The sequence below is a fragment of the Oryzihumus sp. genome (assembly GCF_036391795.1).
Classification (GTDB): domain Bacteria; phylum Actinomycetota; class Actinomycetes; order Actinomycetales; family Dermatophilaceae; genus Oryzihumus.
Genome location: NZ_DASVZH010000155.1, coordinates 15,281 through 29,756 on the forward strand (window position 1 = coordinate 15,281; position 14,476 = coordinate 29,756).

The following is a 14,476-nucleotide window of genomic DNA, read 5'->3' on the forward strand; positions in this document are numbered from 1 at the left end:
GGCGCCCGTGCCTGCCCTCATCACGTGGTGGACCCTCGACGTCCGCAGCCTCGCACCGGCCGCCCACAACGACACCGTCACCGCCGTCGGGTCGCGCCTGCTCGCGCGCTGGACCGAGCCGGCCCGGCGCTACCACACCACCACGCACCTGGTGGAGATGTTCTGGGCGCTGGAGGACCTCGAGCTCGCCGGCGCCGTCGACGACCGCGGCGGCACCCTCGGCCGGGTCGCCGCGTGGTTCCACGACGCGGTCTACGACCCGCGCGCGCTGCCCGGGGCCAACGAGGCCGCGAGCGCCGACCTGGCCCGGGAGTCGTTGCGGCAGCTGGGTCTCGACGAGGACCACCGGCGGACGGTGGCCACCCTGGTCGAGATGACCGCGGGTCACGACCTCGACGGCGACGACCCCGTCGGGTCGGCGTTCCACGACGCCGACCTGTGGGTGCTGTCGGCCCCCCAGGAGCGCTTCGACGAGTACTGCGCGCAGGTGCGCGAGGAGTACGCCCACATCGACGAGGACGCCTACCGCGCCGGGCGGGCCGCCATCCTCGAGCCGCTGCTGCACCGGGACCGCATCTACCGCACCACCGCGGCGCTGCGCGAGTGGGAGGCGGCCGCCCGGGTCAACCTCGGCCGCGAGCTCGCCCGCCTGCGCTGAGCCGGCTCACGGCCACAGGTCCCGGCGCTCGACCATCGGCCACCAGAACTCCCCGGCGCAGCGGCGTTCCAGCTCCAGCTCGTCCACCCACTCGGCGGCGTCGACGTCGTCGAGCCGGGGCATCACGACCGGGCGGACCGTGTCGAGCCGGTAGGTGAAGCAGGCGACGTAGTTGCGCCGGTGCGGCCAGCGGTGGGCGCTGGCGTCCCCGTCGATGGTGACCCGCTCGTAGCCGCAGTGCCGCAGGCCGTGCTCCTCGATGACCAGCCCGCTCTCCTCATGGACCTCGCGCACCGCGCCCGCGCGCACGCTCTCGCCGGGCTCGCGCCCACCGGCCGGAGCGCCCCAGGCGTCGCGCACGACCGAGTGGACCAGCAGGAAGTCGCCCAGCGCGTCGAGGACGAACACCGCGGCCGCCGCGGTCTGCTCCTCCGGCGGCGGCAGCCGGGAGGCGACGACGTCCAGCCGGTGTGGCAGGTCGAGGGTCGTGATCACGTCGTGGTGGCGGGCCAGCGGCCACTCCCCCTTGCGCTTGGGGAAGCGCAGCCCGCTGTCGCGCAGCCGCCGCGCCAGCTCGGTGCCCGCCACCGGGCGGGCCCCGGCGGCGACCAGCGCGGCATACCGCTCCTCGGGCACGTCGTAGTGGTCCCCCTCGAACCCCCGGCGGGGTATGCCGTGTGCCGCGGCGAAGTCGTGCAGCTCGCCGTAGGAGGTGTCGCTGATGAGGTGGCTCCACAGGCGGCCGTGCGCGGGCCAGCGCGGCGGGTCGATCCAGATCGCCACGGCGCTCCTCCCGTCGTCCCGGGCCGGATGTGGATAACCCCGGGGCGTCCCGCCGCTCAGGTTAGGTTCGCAGGGACGCCGCGGGCCAGCCGGGCCCCGGCTGGACAGGGGGATGGCAACCATGAGCAGTCAGTTCAGCGTCGACACCGAGCGCATCGCTGCCGCGTCGGGCGACATCCGGCGGATCTCCGGTGAGGTCGACGCGCAGGTCGCGGCGATGATGAGCCGGCTCACCGGTCTGCAGGACGCGTGGCAGGGGTCGGCGTCGCAGCGGTTCCAGGGCGTGGTCACCGAGTGGAGGGCCACCCAGATGCGGGTGCGCGAGTCGCTCGACCACATCAGCCGGGCCCTGGCCCAGGCGGGCAGCTCCTACAACCAGGCCGAGCAGCAGAACACCGCGATGTTCAGCGGCTGACCCGGTCGATCACGGAGGGCGTTCCCTGCGAGGGGACGCCCTCCGACGCGTGCCGGGCACCACCGGGTGGGCACCCGGGTCAGACCACCGTCGGCGACCTGCAACCCTTCGGGGTGCAGGTCGCGTCAGGGAGGGTGACACCGACCGCGGGACAAGGGGGCACGGCACGTGGCAGGACAGGACCGCGACGACGGCGAGTTCGAGGCGTTCGTGCGGGGGCGGACGCGGGCCCTGCTGCGCGTGGGCTACCTGCTCACCGGCGACCAGCACCTGGCCGAGGACCTCGTCCAGACCGCACTGGCCCGGACCCACCGGGCGTGGGGGCGCCTGGAGGAGACCGGCAACGCCGAGGCCTACACCCGCAAGGTGATGTACCACCTGCAGGTCAGCTGGTGGCGCCGGCGCCGGGTTGCCGAGTCACCCGTGGCCGACCTGCCCGAGACGCGCGGCGCAGACCCCAGCTCCGGCACGGCGCTGCGGCTCACCGTCGAGCAGGCGCTGGCGCGGCTGACCCCGCGCCAGCGCGCCGTCATCGTGCTGCGCTTCTTCGAGGACCTCAGCGAGGCGCAGACGGCGGCCGTGCTCGGCTGTTCCCTGGGCACCGTCAAGAGCCAGACCGCCCGGTCCCTGGCCCGCCTGCGCGTCGTGGCACCCGAGTTGCTGGAGCACACCCACCAGACCCCCGAGAGGAGCCGGCCATGACCGAGAGCCTGGAGCTGCTGCGGGACGGTCTGCGTCAGGCCGCGACCGGAGTGCACGACACCGACCTCCTGCCAGGGGTCCTGCAGCGTTCGGAGTCCCGTCGACGCCGGCAACGGGCGGTCGCGGCGGGCCTCACCGCGGTGGTGCTGGTGGCCGGCGGGCTGACCGCTACACGGCTGACCGACCGCGGGCCCGAGGTCTCCCGCCCGGCGGTGCCGTCCACGCCGCCGCTGGTGCCGCCGATCGCCCCGTTCACCCCTCCCCCGACTGCCTCGACGGGGCCGAGCCAGTCGGCGACGGATGCGCGCCGGGACCATGTGCTTCCCGAGATCGCGGCCCTGAGCGTGCGCGACCGGGTCGACCCGCTGATGGTCCAGGACGGCCCGGACGGCGCGTGGGTGGTGTCGCGGCTGCCCGAGGCCACGGCGGAGCGGATGCAGCCGTCCTTCCAGATGGCATCATCAGGGACCGTCGACAGCAGGAACCCCGGCACCATCGCGCCGCTCGACTACGGCGAGCTGCTCCTGATGGACCCGACCCGCACCCGGATCGTGCGGGCGTTCCCGCTGCCGGCGCTGGTGCCCCAGGCCCTGAAGGTCACGGCGCGGGGCGTCTGGGTGGCGCGCAGGGGTGACCAGGTCCTGCCGGACTCGATGGTGGGTCACTTCGACCTGCTGCGAAGCACGTGGGAGGTCATGGTCTACCCGTCCCCGGACCGGTCGCGGTTCAACTCCGGGCCCGACGGCGCCTGGAGCGGCCCGGAGTGGCAGCAGTACTTCCCGGGCGGCATCCCCGGCGGATCGGAGCAGACGCCGGTCACCCTGACCGGCCCCGACGGGGTGACGATCCGGGTCCAGCCCCAGGGGATGCGCATCCTCGGCCACTGACGGCGCGCCCGGCAGGCGGCCGCCGCACCGCAGAGGGCGGCTCCCCCTCGCGGGGGAGCCGCCCTCTCGAGCGTTGCTCAGACCTGCTGACCCGTGAGGATCAGAAGTCCATGCCACCCATGTCGCCGCCACCCGGGGCAGCCGGGGCTGCCTTCTCGGGCTTGTCGGCGATGACGGCCTCAGTGGTGAGGAACAGCGCCGCGATGGAGGCGGCGTTCTGCAGGGCCGAACGCGTGACCTTGGCCGGGTCGATGATGCCCTCGGCGATCAGGTCGACGTACTCGCCGTTGGCGGCGTTGAGGCCGTGGCCGGAAGGCAGGTTGCGCACCTTCTCCGCCACGACGCCACCCTCGAGACCGGCGTTGATCGCGATCTGCTTGAGCGGGGCCTCGGCCGCCACGCGCACGATGTTGGCGCCGGTGGCCTCGTCACCCTCGAGCTCGAGCTTCTCGAACGCGGCGTCGGTGGCCTGCAGCAGGGCCACGCCACCACCGGCGACGATGCCCTCCTCGACGGCAGCCTTCGCGTTGCGGACGGCGTCCTCGATGCGGTGCTTGCGCTCCTTGAGCTCGACCTCGGTGGCCGCACCCGCCTTGATGACGGCCACGCCGCCGGCGAGCTTGGCGAGGCGCTCCTGGAGCTTCTCGCGGTCGTAGTCGGAGTCCGACTTCTCGATCTCGGCGCGGATCTGGTTGACCCGGCCCTGGATCTGGTCGGAGTCGCCCGAGCCCTCGACGAGGGTGGTCTCGTCCTTGGTGACGACGACCTTGCGGGCGGTGCCCAGCAGGTCCAGACCGGCGTTCTCGAGCTTGAGGCCGACCTCCTCGGAGATGACCTGGCCACCGGTCAGGATCGCGATGTCCTGCAGCATGGCCTTGCGGCGGTCACCGAAGCCCGGGGCCTTGACGGCGACGGACTTGAAGGTGCCACGGATCTTGTTGACGATCAGCGTGGCCAGGGCCTCGCCCTCGACGTCCTCGGCGATGATCGCCAGCGGCTTGCCGGACTGCATGACCTTCTCGAGCAGCGGCAGCAGGTCCTTGACGTTGCTGATCTTGGAGTTGAGCACGAGGACGTAGGGGTCCTCGAGCACGGTCTCCATGCGCTCGGTGTCGGTCACGAAGTAGGGGCTGATGTAGCCCTTGTCGAAGCGCATGCCCTCGGTGAGCTCGAGCTCGAGGCCGAAGGTGTTGCTCTCCTCGACGGTGATGACGCCTTCCTTGCCGACCTTGTCCATGGCCTCGGCGATCATCTCGCCGATCTGGGGGTCAGCGGCGGAGATCGAGGCGGTGGAGGCGATCTGCTCCTTGGTCTCGACGTCCTTGGCCATCGTCAGCAGCTGGGCGGAGACGGCCTCGACGGCCTTCTCGATGCCGCGCTTGAGGGCCATCGGGTTGGCGCCGGCGGCGACGTTGCGCAGACCCTCGCGCACCAGCGCCTGGGCCAGGACCGTGGCGGTCGTGGTGCCGTCACCAGCGACGTCGTCGGTCTTCTTGGCAACTTCCTTGACGAGCTCGGCGCCGATCTTCTCGTACGGCTCCTCGAGCTCGATCTCCTTGGCGATGCTGACACCGTCGTTGGTGATCGTGGGGGCGCCCCACTTCTTCTCCAGCACGACGTTGCGGCCCTTGGGACCGAGGGTCACCTTGACGGCGTCGGCGAGGGTGTTCATACCCCGCTCGAGACCGCGGCGAGCCTCCTCATCGAAAGCGATGATCTTGGCCATTCGGGTGGTTCCTCCCACGCGAAAATCTTCGGGTGACCGCCGGACGCCCGCGACGGACGGACCGGGTCCGGCAGCTCACGTCGCTGCGTTCGCCGGTCCTCGACAGACGGTCGAGATTGTCACTCTCAGGATGAGAGTGCTAACCCAATGATTAGCACTCGACCCCACCGAGTGCAAATGCCCTCCGGGTCCGCTCAGCGGTCGGCGGACGGCCGCTCCATGACGTCCCTCATCGCGGCGTCGGCCTCGGACGCCGCCGGGTCGTCGAGGTCCCCCACGAACACCGCCGTCAGCGTCAGGGCCGGCTCGGGACCGACCTGCTCCAGCAGGTCCCGCCAGGCCCACAGGTTGGGGTGGTCGTACGCCGTGCAGGCCTCCGCCGGGGCCAGGGTCTCGGCCGCGGTCCGCAGCTGGTCGACCGTCAGGTCGTAGGTCGCGGTGCCGCCCTCGTGCCCGATGACCTTGGCGAGGACGACCGCGGGCAGCAGGTGGGCGCCGCCGGCGTTGACGTGCGGGAAGCCGACCTCACGGGAGTCGGCCCCGGCACCGATGCCCACGGCATACGCGGCGGGGTCGGTCCAGCCGGGGATCGTCGCGGCGAGCGACTCGCGGACCGCTCGCAGGCCTTCGGGGGTGCTCCAGTCGACGACGTCGCTCATGGCCACCACCCTTGCACGACAGGCAGGGCCGGGCATGACAGAGCCCGCCGGGCGGCGTGCCGGGCGGGCTCGGTCGGTGTGGTCAGAGCTGGACGCCGAGGCGGCGGGCCGAGCGGGCCCGCTGGCGGCTCGCACGCAGGCGGCGCAGACGCTTGATGAGCATCGGGTCGGCCTCGAGGGCGGCCGGGCTGTCGATCAGGGCGTTGAGCACCTGGTAGTAGCGCGTGGCGCTCATGTCGAACAGCTCCCTGATCGCCTGCTCCTTGGCGCCGGCGTACTTCCACCACTGGCGCTCGAAGGCGATGATCTCGCGGTCCCGCTCGCTCAGCTCCTCGGCGGATGTCGGGGTGACCTCTGCTGCGGCGCTCATGCGACCCTCCCGTGGCTCGTCGTGCGGGTTCATCGTACCGGCCGAATCACAGCAGTGTCATTCACTCGGGCGGGTCCGGCGGGGCCCGTGCGGGGGTGTCGCAGGCTCATGCCGGGTCCGCCATGGAGTCCAGGATCGCGGCGATGTCGTCCTCGGTGGTGTTCGGGTTGACGATGGCGAACCGCGCCACCGTCTCACCGTCGTGCGACGTCGGCACCACGAAGGCGAACTCCTCGGCCAGGATCCGGTCGCTCCACGCGTGGTAGTCGGCCGGGGACCAGCCCAGCCGGCGGAACACGATCACCGACAGGTCCGGCTCGCGCAGCGCCTGGAGGTAGTCGCGGCGCTCGATCTCGGCGGCGGCGAAGCGGGTGACCTCGAGCGTGCGCTCGACCGCGGCGCTGTAGGCGCGGGTGCCGTGCGCGGCCAGGGAGAACCAGAACGGCAGGCCGCGGGCGCGCCGGGTCAGGCCGACCGCGTAGTCGGTGGGGTTCCACTCCGGCGCCTCGGTGAGCACGTCGAGGTAGGACGCCTTCTGCGTGTGCGCGGCCCGGGCCAGCGCCGGCTCGCGGTAGAGCAGCGCACAGCAGTCGAACGGCGCGAACAGCCACTTGTGCGGGTCGACGATGAAGGAGTCGGCGTGCTCGATGCCGGCATAGAGGTGACGCACGCTCGGTGCCGCCAGCCCGGCCCCGCCGTAGGCCCCGTCGACGTGGAACCAGATGCCGTACTCGCGGCACACTTCGGCCACGGAGGCCAGGTCGTCGACGATGCCGAAGTTCGTCGTGCCGCTCGTCGCGACGACGGCGAAGAAGTGCTCCGGCCCCTCCGCCTCGAGCACCCGGCGCAGGTTGTCGCCGGTCAGCCGCTGCCGCCCGTCGACCTCGACACCGACGAGCTCGGCGTCCATGACGTCGCAGGCGGACTTGATCGAGGAGTGGGCTCCCACGGTGCCGGCCACCTTGTTGGGCCGCGGCCCCTCACCGGTATGCCGTGCCCGCGCCGTCGCGCGCGCCGCCACCAGGGCGGAGAGGTTGCCGACGGTCCCGCCGGGCACGAACACCCCGCCGGCCTGCGGCGGCAGGCCGGCGAGGTCGGCGATCCAGCGCAGCGCCTGGTTCTCGGCGTGCACGGCGCCGGCACCCTCCAGCCACGACCCGCCGTAGATCGAGGACGCGCCGACGACGAGGTCGAACAGCGTCGCGGCCTCGGTGGGGGCGCACGGGATGAAGGAGAGGTAGCGCGGGTGGTCGGTGGAGATGCACGCCGGGGCGAGGTCGTCCTCGAACAGCTTCAGCGCGGCCAGGCCGCCCATGCCGTCGGGGGTGATCGTCTCGCCGGCGACCGCGTCGAGCTGTTCCCTGGTCCGCGGGCCGTCCAGCGGCACCGGGTCGAGCCTGAGCCGCTCCTCGGCGTACTTGAGGATCGCCTGACCGAGCTCTTCGGTCGTCTCATCGAAGCCATGCACGGCGGCGAGTCTAGGTGGCCTGCGCTGATGCCTCCGCACCGCGAAGGCGCGGAGCGACGATCATCGTGCCGTTCCGGGCCCGGAACCGCGCCCGAAGTCCCGTGACGATCGTCGGTTGGACACCACGTCGGCGGCTGCCACGCTGGCGCCATGAGCACCGACTGGGTCGAGCTGGGCGACCGCTGCTGGGTGCGCCGCTACGCGCCCTGGGACGTCTCCAGCGGGGTGGTCGCCGGCGACGACGGCCTGCTGGTGGTCGACACCCGGGCGGACGCCTCGCAGGGCCGAGAGCTGGCCGCCCACGTGCGCGAGCTGTCCGCGCTGCCGGTGCTCGCGGTGATGAACACCCACGCCCACTTCGACCACGTCGGCGGCAACGCCGCGTTCCCGGGCTGCCCGGTGGTAGCCCACGCGGCGGTGCCCCTGGCCCTGGAGCGTGGCGGCCCCGAGCCCGAGGCGCCCCTGGCCACGGAGGAGAAGGTGGTGCCCGACACCGTCTTCGCCCACCGGTGGAGCCTCGACCTCGGCGGCCGCGAGGTGCAGGCCAGCCACCTGGGCCGCGGGCACACCGACGGGGACGCGGTCCTGCTGGTGCCCGACGCCGACGTCGTCTACGCCGGCGACCTGGTCGAGCAGTCCGGCCCACCGTCCTTCGGCCCCGACTGCTGGCCGCTGGAGTGGGGGCCCACGCTCGAGCGGCTCGCGAGCCTGCTCGACCCGGTGACCAGCGTCGTGCCCGGCCACGGCGACGTGGTCGACGTCGCCTTCGTCGCGCAGCAGGCCCGTGACGTCACCGAGGTGGCCGACCACCTGCGCCTGCTCGTCGCGGCGCACGTCCCCGAGGCCGACGCCCTGTCCCGGGGACCGTGGCCGTTCCCGGCCGAGGGGCTGGCCGTGGCGGTCCACCGCGGCTACCGCCACCTCGGCGCGAGCCACGCCGACTGACCTGGCCTCTGACCTGGCGACTCACCGGGCCGACCGACCGGACCGGGCTCCGCGACCGGCCATCGGGTCACCTACATTGACCACCGTGCCCGTCGCCAAGCCCCTGACCGAGCTGGTCCACCCCACGTGGGCCGAGGCGCTGCAGCCCGTCTCCGCGGAGGTGACCCGGCTGGGGGACTTCCTGCGCGCGGAGGTGGCCTCCGGCCGCGGATACCTGCCGGCCGGCCAGCACGTGCTGCGCGCCTTCAGCCGTCCGCTCGACGAGGTCAAGGTGCTCATCGTGGGCCAGGACCCCTACCCCACCCCCGGGCACGCGGTCGGCCTGTCCTTCTCGGTGGCCCCCGACGTGCGGCCGGTGCCGCGCAGCCTGCAGAACATCTATGCCGAGATGGGCACCGACCTGGGCCTGCCGACCCCGCCCAACGGCGACCTGTCCCCCTGGGCCGACCAGGGGGTGCTGCTGCTCAACCGGGTGCTGACCGTGCGCCCCGGCGCCGCGGGCAGCCACCGCGGCAAGGGCTGGGAGACCGTGACCGCCCAGGCGATCCAGGCGCTGGTCGAGCGCGGCGGACCGCTCGTGGCGATCCTGTGGGGCCGCGACGCGCGGAACCTCGGCCCGGCCCTGGGGCAGGTGCCGCGGATCGAGAGCGCCCACCCCTCGCCCCTCTCGGCCCGGGGCGGTTTCTTCGGGTCGCGGCCGTTCAGCCGCGCCAACGAGCTGCTCGTCGCTCAGGGCGCCGGGCCCGTCGACTGGAGGCTCTCGTGACCTGGTCCCGCTACGTGGCCATCGGCGACTCGTTCACCGAGGGCATGAGCGACCCCGACCCGGCGCGCGACAACGCGTACATCGGATGGGCCGACCGGCTCGCCGCGCACCTGGCACTGGAGGCCCGCAAGCAGGAGCAGGGCTTCGGCTACGCCAACCTCGCGGTGCGCGGACGGCTGCTCGACGACATCGTCGGCCGGCAGCTGGACGAGGCCCTGGCGCTGCGGCCCGACCTGGTCAGCATCGTCGGCGGCGGCAACGACATCCTGCGCCCGCGCGCGGACATCGACGGCCTCGCCGCCCGGCTGGAGGACGCGGTCGCGCGGATCCGGGCGACGGGCGCGGACGTGCTCATGGCCACGCCGGTGGACCCGCGCGAGGCGCCGCTGGTCAAGATGACCCGGGGCCGGGCCGCCACCTACGTCGCGCACATCTGGTCGATCGCGCGACGACACGAGGCCTTCGTCATCGACCAGTGGGGCATGCACGCGCTCCGGGACTGGCGCCTGTGGGCCTCCGACCGGATCCACATGACCACCGAGGGGCACCGCCGGGTCGCGCTCAACGCGTTCACCACGCTGGGCTTCGAGCCGGACGACACCGAGTGGGCCACCCCGCTGCCGCCGGCCCCGCCGATCGGCCGGGCCGACTCCTTCCGGGAGAACGTGCGATGGGCCCGGGAGTACGTCGCCCCCTGGGTGCAGCGCCGGCTGCGCGGGCAGTCCTCAGGAGATGCCCTCTCCGCCAAGCGGCCGACCATCACCCCGTTCGAGGGCTGACAACCGGGCGTCGATGTGGCGCTGCAGGTCGATCACGGCCTGCCGCAGGTCGCCGAGGCTGGCCGCCTGCTCGTCGCGCATCAGCTCGATGTTCCACGTGCCACCCGGCTCGAGCGCTGCCCGGCGCACCTCGTTCGGGCCGTCGGCGCCCTGATGGTGCAGGGCGCTCATGATCTCGTGGTCCCGCAGCCCGACCCGGTGGACCGCCTTCTCGTCGACCTTGCCGTGGGTGACCAGCACCGTCGGGCTGCCCTGGAACAGCCAGGTCGAGCGCGGGCCGAGCAGCGCGACCCGGTCCATGAGGGCGTTGAACAGCACCAGCACCGCGGCGCCGAGCAACCCGCCGCTGAGGGAGTTGTCCGGCCCGATGATCGCGTTCTGGACCACGTTGCTCAGGAGCAGCACGACCACGAGGTCGAAGGAGTTGAGCTGGGCCATCATGCGCTTGCCCGCCACCCGGATGAGCACGCCGATGAACAGGTAGACCACGACGGTGCGGATGACCTTCTCCGCCGGCGGGATCTGGAACGTGAACATGTCCTGCCACATCGAGCTCTGGCCCGATGCGAGGACGACCCCGCCGATGAGTGCACTGCCAGCCACGCTGCTCGCCTCCATGCCCGGTCGTCGCCGGCCGCGACGCTCCGCCGGCCACGGTATGCCGTCGGGCTCAGTCCGGTCGCGCCTCCACGCCGGAGAGCAGCGTGCGGAGGATCTGGTTCAGCTGGGTGCGCTGGTGCGGGCTGAGGTGGTCGAGCATCTCGGCCTCGAGCCGGATGCCGACCTCTAGGGCGGTCTCCCACATCGTCCGGCCGGCGGGGGTGACGCGGACGATCACCCGCCGGCGGTCCTCGGCGTCGGGGTGCCGGGTCAGGTGCCCTGCCGTCTCGAGCCGGTCCAGGCGGCTGGTCATGCCGGCCCGGGTCACCTGGCACTTCTCCGCCAGCAGCGCGGGGGTGGCCTCCACCCCTGACAGCTCGCAGGAGATGACGGTGTGCACGGTCTGGACGTCGGCGTCCGTCACGCCCTGCGTGGCCCAGGCCTGGACCTTGCTCCGCTTCAGCAGCCACAGCAGCCGCTGCATCCGGGTGATCGTGCCCTCCACCTCGGCATCGAGCTGCGGCAGTGCCGGGAGCCAGCGCTCCACGTGCTGGTCGACCGAGTCGGTGATGCGAGCCATGGGCCGATTCTTGCAGGCCTGACAGTCAGATATCTGATAATTAGCTTGCTAACTATCTACTGCCTAACTACATTGGCCGCATGGCCCTTGCCCCCGCCCTCGCGCCACTGCGCTCAGCCCCGTTCCGCCTCCTCGCCGCAGGCCAGGGGCTGTCCTGGCTGGGTGACGCCCTGGTGACCGTGGCGCTGGCAGTGGCGATCGTGCAGCGCGGCGGGACCGCCTCCGACCTGGGAATCGTCATCGGCACCGGCATGGCCACGCGCATGGCGCTCATGCTCCTCGGCGGCGTCTGGGCCGACCGGCTGCGCCCGCAGCGGCTCATGGTGCTCTGCGACCTCGTGCGGGCAGCCACGCAGCTCCTGCTCGCCGCCGAGCTGGCCGAGGGTCACCCCTCCACCGCCGCGCTGTGCGCCCTCTACGTCGTCACCGGCGCAGCAGGCGCCTTCTTCCGGCCGGCCCTGGCCTCGCTCCAGCCACTGGTCGTCCCCGAGGCCGACCGTCACGCCGCGAACGCGTTCATGGGGCTGCTGCAGAGCGGGGCCAACATCGCCGGGCCGGCCCTGGCCGGCATCCTCGTGGCGACCGTCGGCGCGCCCGCGGCCTTCATCGCCAACGCCGCCACCTATGTCGTCTCCACGGTCACCGTGGCGCTGGTGCGGGTCCAGGCGACCCGGGCAGCGCGGCGGCCGCTGTGGCACGAGCTGGTCGCGGGCTGGTCCGAGGTCCGGTCGCGGGACTGGTACTGGAAGAACCTCCTTGGTCACGGCGTGTGGAACACGGCCTGGGGCGTGCTCGCCGTGCTGGGGCCGGTGGTGGCGATCCACCGGCTGGGCGGGGCCACGGCCGTGGGGGTCATCGGCAGCTCGATCGGCATCGGCGGCGTGCTCGGCGGCTTCCTGGCCATGGCCGTGCGCCCGCGCCGGCCGCTCCTGGCCGCCAACGCCGGGCTCGCGCTCACCGGGCTGTTCGCCGCCGCCTACGCCTGGCCGGCGCACCACCTGTGGGCCGTGGTCGCCAGCGCCGTGGTGGCCATGCTCGGGCTGGCGTTCCTCAACGCGTGCTGGGAGACGGTCGTGCAGGACCAGGTGCCGCACGGGGTGCTCGCCCGGGTGTCGTCCTGGGATGAGCTCACCTCGTTCGTCGGCATCCCTGCGGGCAACGCGGTGGCGGGGCCGCTGGCCGCCGCCTTCGGCCTGGGCCACACCCTGGCCGCCACCGCAGTGGTGTTCGTCGTGTCGAGCTTCGCGCCCCTGCTCTCCGGCAGCGTGCGGCGGCTCGACTCGACCCACGCCCTGGCCAGGGCCGTGGAGCCCGACCCGGCCTGACAGGCGAGTAGTGCTCAAACGGGGCGGGCCAGCGCCCGGCTGACCAGGCGGCCGAGCTCCTCGAAGGCCGCTGCGTCGCCGAGCCCTGCGCGCTCGGCGAACTCCCCACGCTGGATCGCCTCGATCGTCACGCCCACCCACGTGGCCACGAACGCCGCGTCGACCTGGGCCACGGCCTTCTCGGCCGCGGCCTCGTCGACCAGCTCGCGCACCCGTCGGGCGGCCGCCACGGCGTTGTCGCGGTACGTCGCCCGGGTCGGCTCGAACCCGGCGATGTCGTCGATGAACTGCCGCGAGGCGGGGCGCAGGGCCTCGGCGACCGCCTCGAGGTAGGCCTCGATCCGGCGCAGCGGCGCGCGGCGCTGCGCCACCCGCGCCTCGACGAACGTGGTCGAGCGCCGGAAGAAGTTGTTGACCACGCGCACCGCCAGCTGGTCCTTGCTCGGGGCCAGCGCGTAGAGCGTGGTCTTGGAGCAGCGCAGCCGCCCCGCGAGGTCGTCCAGGGTCAGGTGCGCGAAGCCCTCGGCCACGACCAGGTCGGTGAGCCGGTCGAGCAGGTCGCCCTGCCGGGCGGTCAGTGTCGCGGGCATGTCACGGATCATACGGAAAGCGATACTGACGTATCGCGTGAAGTATCGTTCCAGCCATGCCCGCAGACCGTCTCATGCCCACCGAGGAAGCTCAGGACCTCATCGAGCTCACGCGCGAGATCTGCGCCGAGCAGCTCGCCCCGAAGGCCTCGGCCGCCGAGGCGAGGGCCGAGTTCCCGCGCGACACGTTCCGGCTGCTCGGCGACGCCGGACTGCTGTCCCTGGCCTACCCCGAGGAGGTCGGCGGCGGCGGACAGCCCTACGAGGTCTACCTGCAGGTCGTCGAGGAGATCGCCACGGCCTGGATGAGCGTCGCCGTCGGCGTCAGCGTCCACTCGCTGACCTGCTACCCGGTGGCCCAGTTCGGCACCGACGCCCAGAAGGCCGAGCTGCTGCCTGAGATGCTCGGCGGCTCGATGCTGGGCGCCTACTGCCTGTCCGAGCCCCAGGCCGGCTCCGACGTCTCCGCGATCTCCACCCGGGCCAACCCGGTCGGTGACGGCTCGGCATACCGGCTCAAGGGCACCAAGGCGTGGATCTCCCACGCCGGCCACGCGGACTTCTACACGACCTTCGCCCGCACCGGCGACCACCCGAGCAGGGGGCTGTCCTGCTTCGTCGTGCCGGCCGGCACCGAGGGTCTGAGCTTCGGCGAGCCCGAGCGCAAGATGGGCCTGGCCTGCGACACGGTGCGCCAGGTCTACTTCGAGGACGCCTTCGTCAACGCCGGCCGCCTCGTCGGCGAGCCGGGCATGGGCATGTCGATCGCGCTGTCCGCGCTGGACTCCGGCCGGCTCGGGATCGCCGCGGCGGCGACGGGCCTGGCTCAGGCGGCGCTGGACGTGGCGGCGGGCTACGCGTCCGAGCGAAAGCAGTTCGGCCGGGCGATAAGCGAGTTCCAGGGCCTGTCGTTCCTGCTGGCCGACATGGAGGCCGCGGTCACCTCGGCCCGCGCGACCTACCTGCACGCCGCACGGCTTCGCGACGCCGGCCGGCCCTTCAGCAAGCAGGCCGCGATCGCCAAGCTCGTGTGCACCGACGCCGCGATGAAGGTCACCACCGATGCGGTCCAGGTCCTCGGTGGCTACGGTTACACGCAGGACTTCCCGGTCGAGCGCTACATGCGCGAGGCCAAGGTGACCCAGATCTTCGAGGGCACCAACCAGATCCAGCGCCTGGTCATCGCCCGTCAGCTGCTGCGCGGCTGACCTCCCGTCCCCGAC

Annotated in this window: 17 protein-coding genes; 9 read left to right on the forward strand and 8 right to left on the reverse strand. The window is 72.6% G+C overall.

Translation table 11 applies throughout. The annotated features are described in order from the left end of the window. Positions 1 to 7 precede the first annotated feature (7 nt). On the forward strand, positions 8 to 658 hold the full coding sequence (locus tag VF825_RS09150) for a hypothetical protein (protein WP_331112429.1): 651 nt from the start codon (positions 8 to 10) through the stop codon (positions 656 to 658). 6 nt (positions 659 to 664) lie between these two features. Here VF825_RS09150 and VF825_RS09155 read toward each other — a convergent pair whose 3' ends face one another. After that, positions 665 to 1,441: a DUF4031 domain-containing protein gene (locus VF825_RS09155; protein ID WP_331112431.1), complete on the reverse strand. Its 777-nt coding sequence runs from the start codon at positions 1,439 to 1,441 to the stop codon at positions 665 to 667. Positions 1,442 to 1,562: 121 nt separating this feature from the next. Between VF825_RS09155 and VF825_RS09160 the strand changes: the two genes are divergently transcribed. From VF825_RS09160 to VF825_RS09170, 3 genes are all read left to right on the forward strand, one after another. After that, entirely contained in the window at positions 1,563 to 1,856 is a 294-nt protein-coding gene (locus VF825_RS09160; protein WP_331112434.1) for a WXG100 family type VII secretion target, read from the forward strand. A gap of 168 nt (positions 1,857 to 2,024) precedes the next feature. Beyond that, positions 2,025 to 2,558: a SigE family RNA polymerase sigma factor gene (locus tag VF825_RS09165; protein ID WP_331112436.1), complete on the forward strand. Its 534-nt coding sequence runs from the start codon at positions 2,025 to 2,027 to the stop codon at positions 2,556 to 2,558. Further along, a complete protein-coding gene (locus VF825_RS09170; RefSeq protein WP_331112438.1) occupies positions 2,555 to 3,445 on the forward strand; it encodes a hypothetical protein in 891 nt (296 codons plus the stop codon). Before VF825_RS09165 ends, VF825_RS09170 begins: the two co-directional genes overlap by 4 nt. A 100-nt stretch (positions 3,446 to 3,545) precedes the next feature. Here VF825_RS09170 and groL read toward each other — a convergent pair whose 3' ends face one another. From groL to VF825_RS09190, 4 genes are all read right to left on the reverse strand, one after another. Beyond that, positions 3,546 to 5,171 (reverse strand): chaperonin GroEL, encoded by a 1,626-nt coding sequence (groL, locus tag VF825_RS09175; RefSeq protein WP_331112440.1) that lies wholly within the window; start codon positions 5,169 to 5,171, stop codon positions 3,546 to 3,548. 194 nt (positions 5,172 to 5,365) lie between these two features. Continuing rightward, the gene (locus tag VF825_RS09180) at positions 5,366 to 5,830 is read right to left on the reverse strand and encodes a hypothetical protein (protein ID WP_331112442.1); all 465 of its coding nucleotides are present in this window, start codon (positions 5,828 to 5,830) and stop codon (positions 5,366 to 5,368) included. Between the two features lie 82 nt (positions 5,831 to 5,912). Beyond that, positions 5,913 to 6,200, reverse strand: coding sequence for a DUF3263 domain-containing protein (locus tag VF825_RS09185; RefSeq protein WP_141786931.1), 288 nt, complete (start codon positions 6,198 to 6,200; stop codon positions 5,913 to 5,915). A 106-nt stretch (positions 6,201 to 6,306) separates the two neighbouring features. Next, positions 6,307 to 7,668 carry a pyridoxal phosphate-dependent decarboxylase family protein gene (locus VF825_RS09190; protein ID WP_331112446.1) on the reverse strand — a complete coding sequence of 454 codons (1,362 nt, stop codon included), beginning with the start codon at positions 7,666 to 7,668 and terminating at the stop codon, positions 6,307 to 6,309. A gap of 150 nt (positions 7,669 to 7,818) precedes the next feature. Between VF825_RS09190 and VF825_RS09195 the strand changes: the two genes are divergently transcribed. The 3 genes from VF825_RS09195 to VF825_RS09205 all read left to right on the forward strand — a co-directional run bounded on the left by VF825_RS09195 (position 7,819) and on the right by VF825_RS09205 (position 10,158). Further along, positions 7,819 to 8,613: an MBL fold metallo-hydrolase gene (locus VF825_RS09195; protein ID WP_331112448.1), complete on the forward strand. Its 795-nt coding sequence runs from the start codon at positions 7,819 to 7,821 to the stop codon at positions 8,611 to 8,613. A gap of 76 nt (positions 8,614 to 8,689) precedes the next feature. Further along, positions 8,690 to 9,379 carry a uracil-DNA glycosylase gene (locus VF825_RS09200; RefSeq protein WP_414695811.1) on the forward strand — a complete coding sequence of 230 codons (690 nt, stop codon included), beginning with the start codon at positions 8,690 to 8,692 and terminating at the stop codon, positions 9,377 to 9,379. Then, positions 9,376 to 10,158, forward strand: a complete 783-nt coding sequence (locus tag VF825_RS09205; RefSeq protein ID WP_331112452.1) for an SGNH/GDSL hydrolase family protein — start codon at positions 9,376 to 9,378, stop codon at positions 10,156 to 10,158. The genes VF825_RS09200 and VF825_RS09205 overlap by 4 nt, the downstream gene beginning before the upstream one ends. Here VF825_RS09205 and VF825_RS09210 read toward each other — a convergent pair. Together VF825_RS09210 and VF825_RS09215 are read right to left on the reverse strand one after the other, a co-directional pair. After that, positions 10,105 to 10,761: a DUF421 domain-containing protein gene (locus tag VF825_RS09210; RefSeq protein ID WP_331112454.1), complete on the reverse strand. Its 657-nt coding sequence runs from the start codon at positions 10,759 to 10,761 to the stop codon at positions 10,105 to 10,107. The two genes, VF825_RS09205 and VF825_RS09210, sit on opposite strands and share 54 nt — an antisense overlap. Before the next feature lie 67 nt (positions 10,762 to 10,828). Further along, complete coding sequence (locus VF825_RS09215; RefSeq protein ID WP_331112456.1) at positions 10,829 to 11,338, reverse strand: MarR family winged helix-turn-helix transcriptional regulator; 510 nt, start codon at positions 11,336 to 11,338, stop codon at positions 10,829 to 10,831. Positions 11,339 to 11,418: 80 nt separating this feature from the next. Between VF825_RS09215 and VF825_RS09220 the strand changes: the two genes are divergently transcribed. Beyond that, on the forward strand, positions 11,419 to 12,663 hold the full coding sequence (locus VF825_RS09220; protein ID WP_331112458.1) for an MFS transporter: 1,245 nt from the start codon (positions 11,419 to 11,421) through the stop codon (positions 12,661 to 12,663). Positions 12,664 to 12,677: 14 nt separating this feature from the next. On the opposite strand, the gene VF825_RS09225 is transcribed toward VF825_RS09220, so the two are convergent. Then, a complete protein-coding gene (locus VF825_RS09225; RefSeq protein ID WP_331112460.1) occupies positions 12,678 to 13,253 on the reverse strand; it encodes a hypothetical protein in 576 nt (191 codons plus the stop codon). 56 nt (positions 13,254 to 13,309) lie between these two features. Between VF825_RS09225 and VF825_RS09230 the strand changes: the two genes are divergently transcribed. Further along, entirely contained in the window at positions 13,310 to 14,461 is a 1,152-nt protein-coding gene (locus VF825_RS09230) for an acyl-CoA dehydrogenase family protein (RefSeq protein ID WP_331112462.1), read from the forward strand. Positions 14,462 to 14,476: the final 15 nt, after the last annotated feature.

What these genes read in the sequence shown, in the direction of transcription:
- VF825_RS09160 (WP_331112434.1), top strand. Translation starts at nt 1,563, where the DNA reads ATGAGCAGTCAGTTCAGCGTCGACACCGAGCGCATCGCTGCCGCGTCG.
- VF825_RS09170 (WP_331112438.1), top strand. Translation starts at nt 2,555, where the DNA reads ATGACCGAGAGCCTGGAGCTGCTGCGGGACGGTCTGCGTCAGGCCGCG.
- groL (WP_331112440.1), bottom strand. Translation starts at nt 5,171, where the DNA reads ATGGCCAAGATCATCGCTTTCGATGAGGAGGCTCGCCGCGGTCTCGAG.
- VF825_RS09180 (WP_331112442.1), bottom strand. Translation starts at nt 5,830, where the DNA reads ATGAGCGACGTCGTCGACTGGAGCACCCCCGAAGGCCTGCGAGCGGTC.
- VF825_RS09185 (WP_141786931.1), bottom strand. Translation starts at nt 6,200, where the DNA reads ATGAGCGCCGCAGCAGAGGTCACCCCGACATCCGCCGAGGAGCTGAGC.
- VF825_RS09195 (WP_331112448.1), top strand. Translation starts at nt 7,819, where the DNA reads ATGAGCACCGACTGGGTCGAGCTGGGCGACCGCTGCTGGGTGCGCCGC.
- VF825_RS09215 (WP_331112456.1), bottom strand. Translation starts at nt 11,338, where the DNA reads ATGGCTCGCATCACCGACTCGGTCGACCAGCACGTGGAGCGCTGGCTC.
- VF825_RS09220 (WP_331112458.1), top strand. Translation starts at nt 11,419, where the DNA reads ATGGCCCTTGCCCCCGCCCTCGCGCCACTGCGCTCAGCCCCGTTCCGC.
- VF825_RS09225 (WP_331112460.1), bottom strand. Translation starts at nt 13,253, where the DNA reads ATGCCCGCGACACTGACCGCCCGGCAGGGCGACCTGCTCGACCGGCTC.
- VF825_RS09230 (WP_331112462.1), top strand. Translation starts at nt 13,310, where the DNA reads ATGCCCGCAGACCGTCTCATGCCCACCGAGGAAGCTCAGGACCTCATC.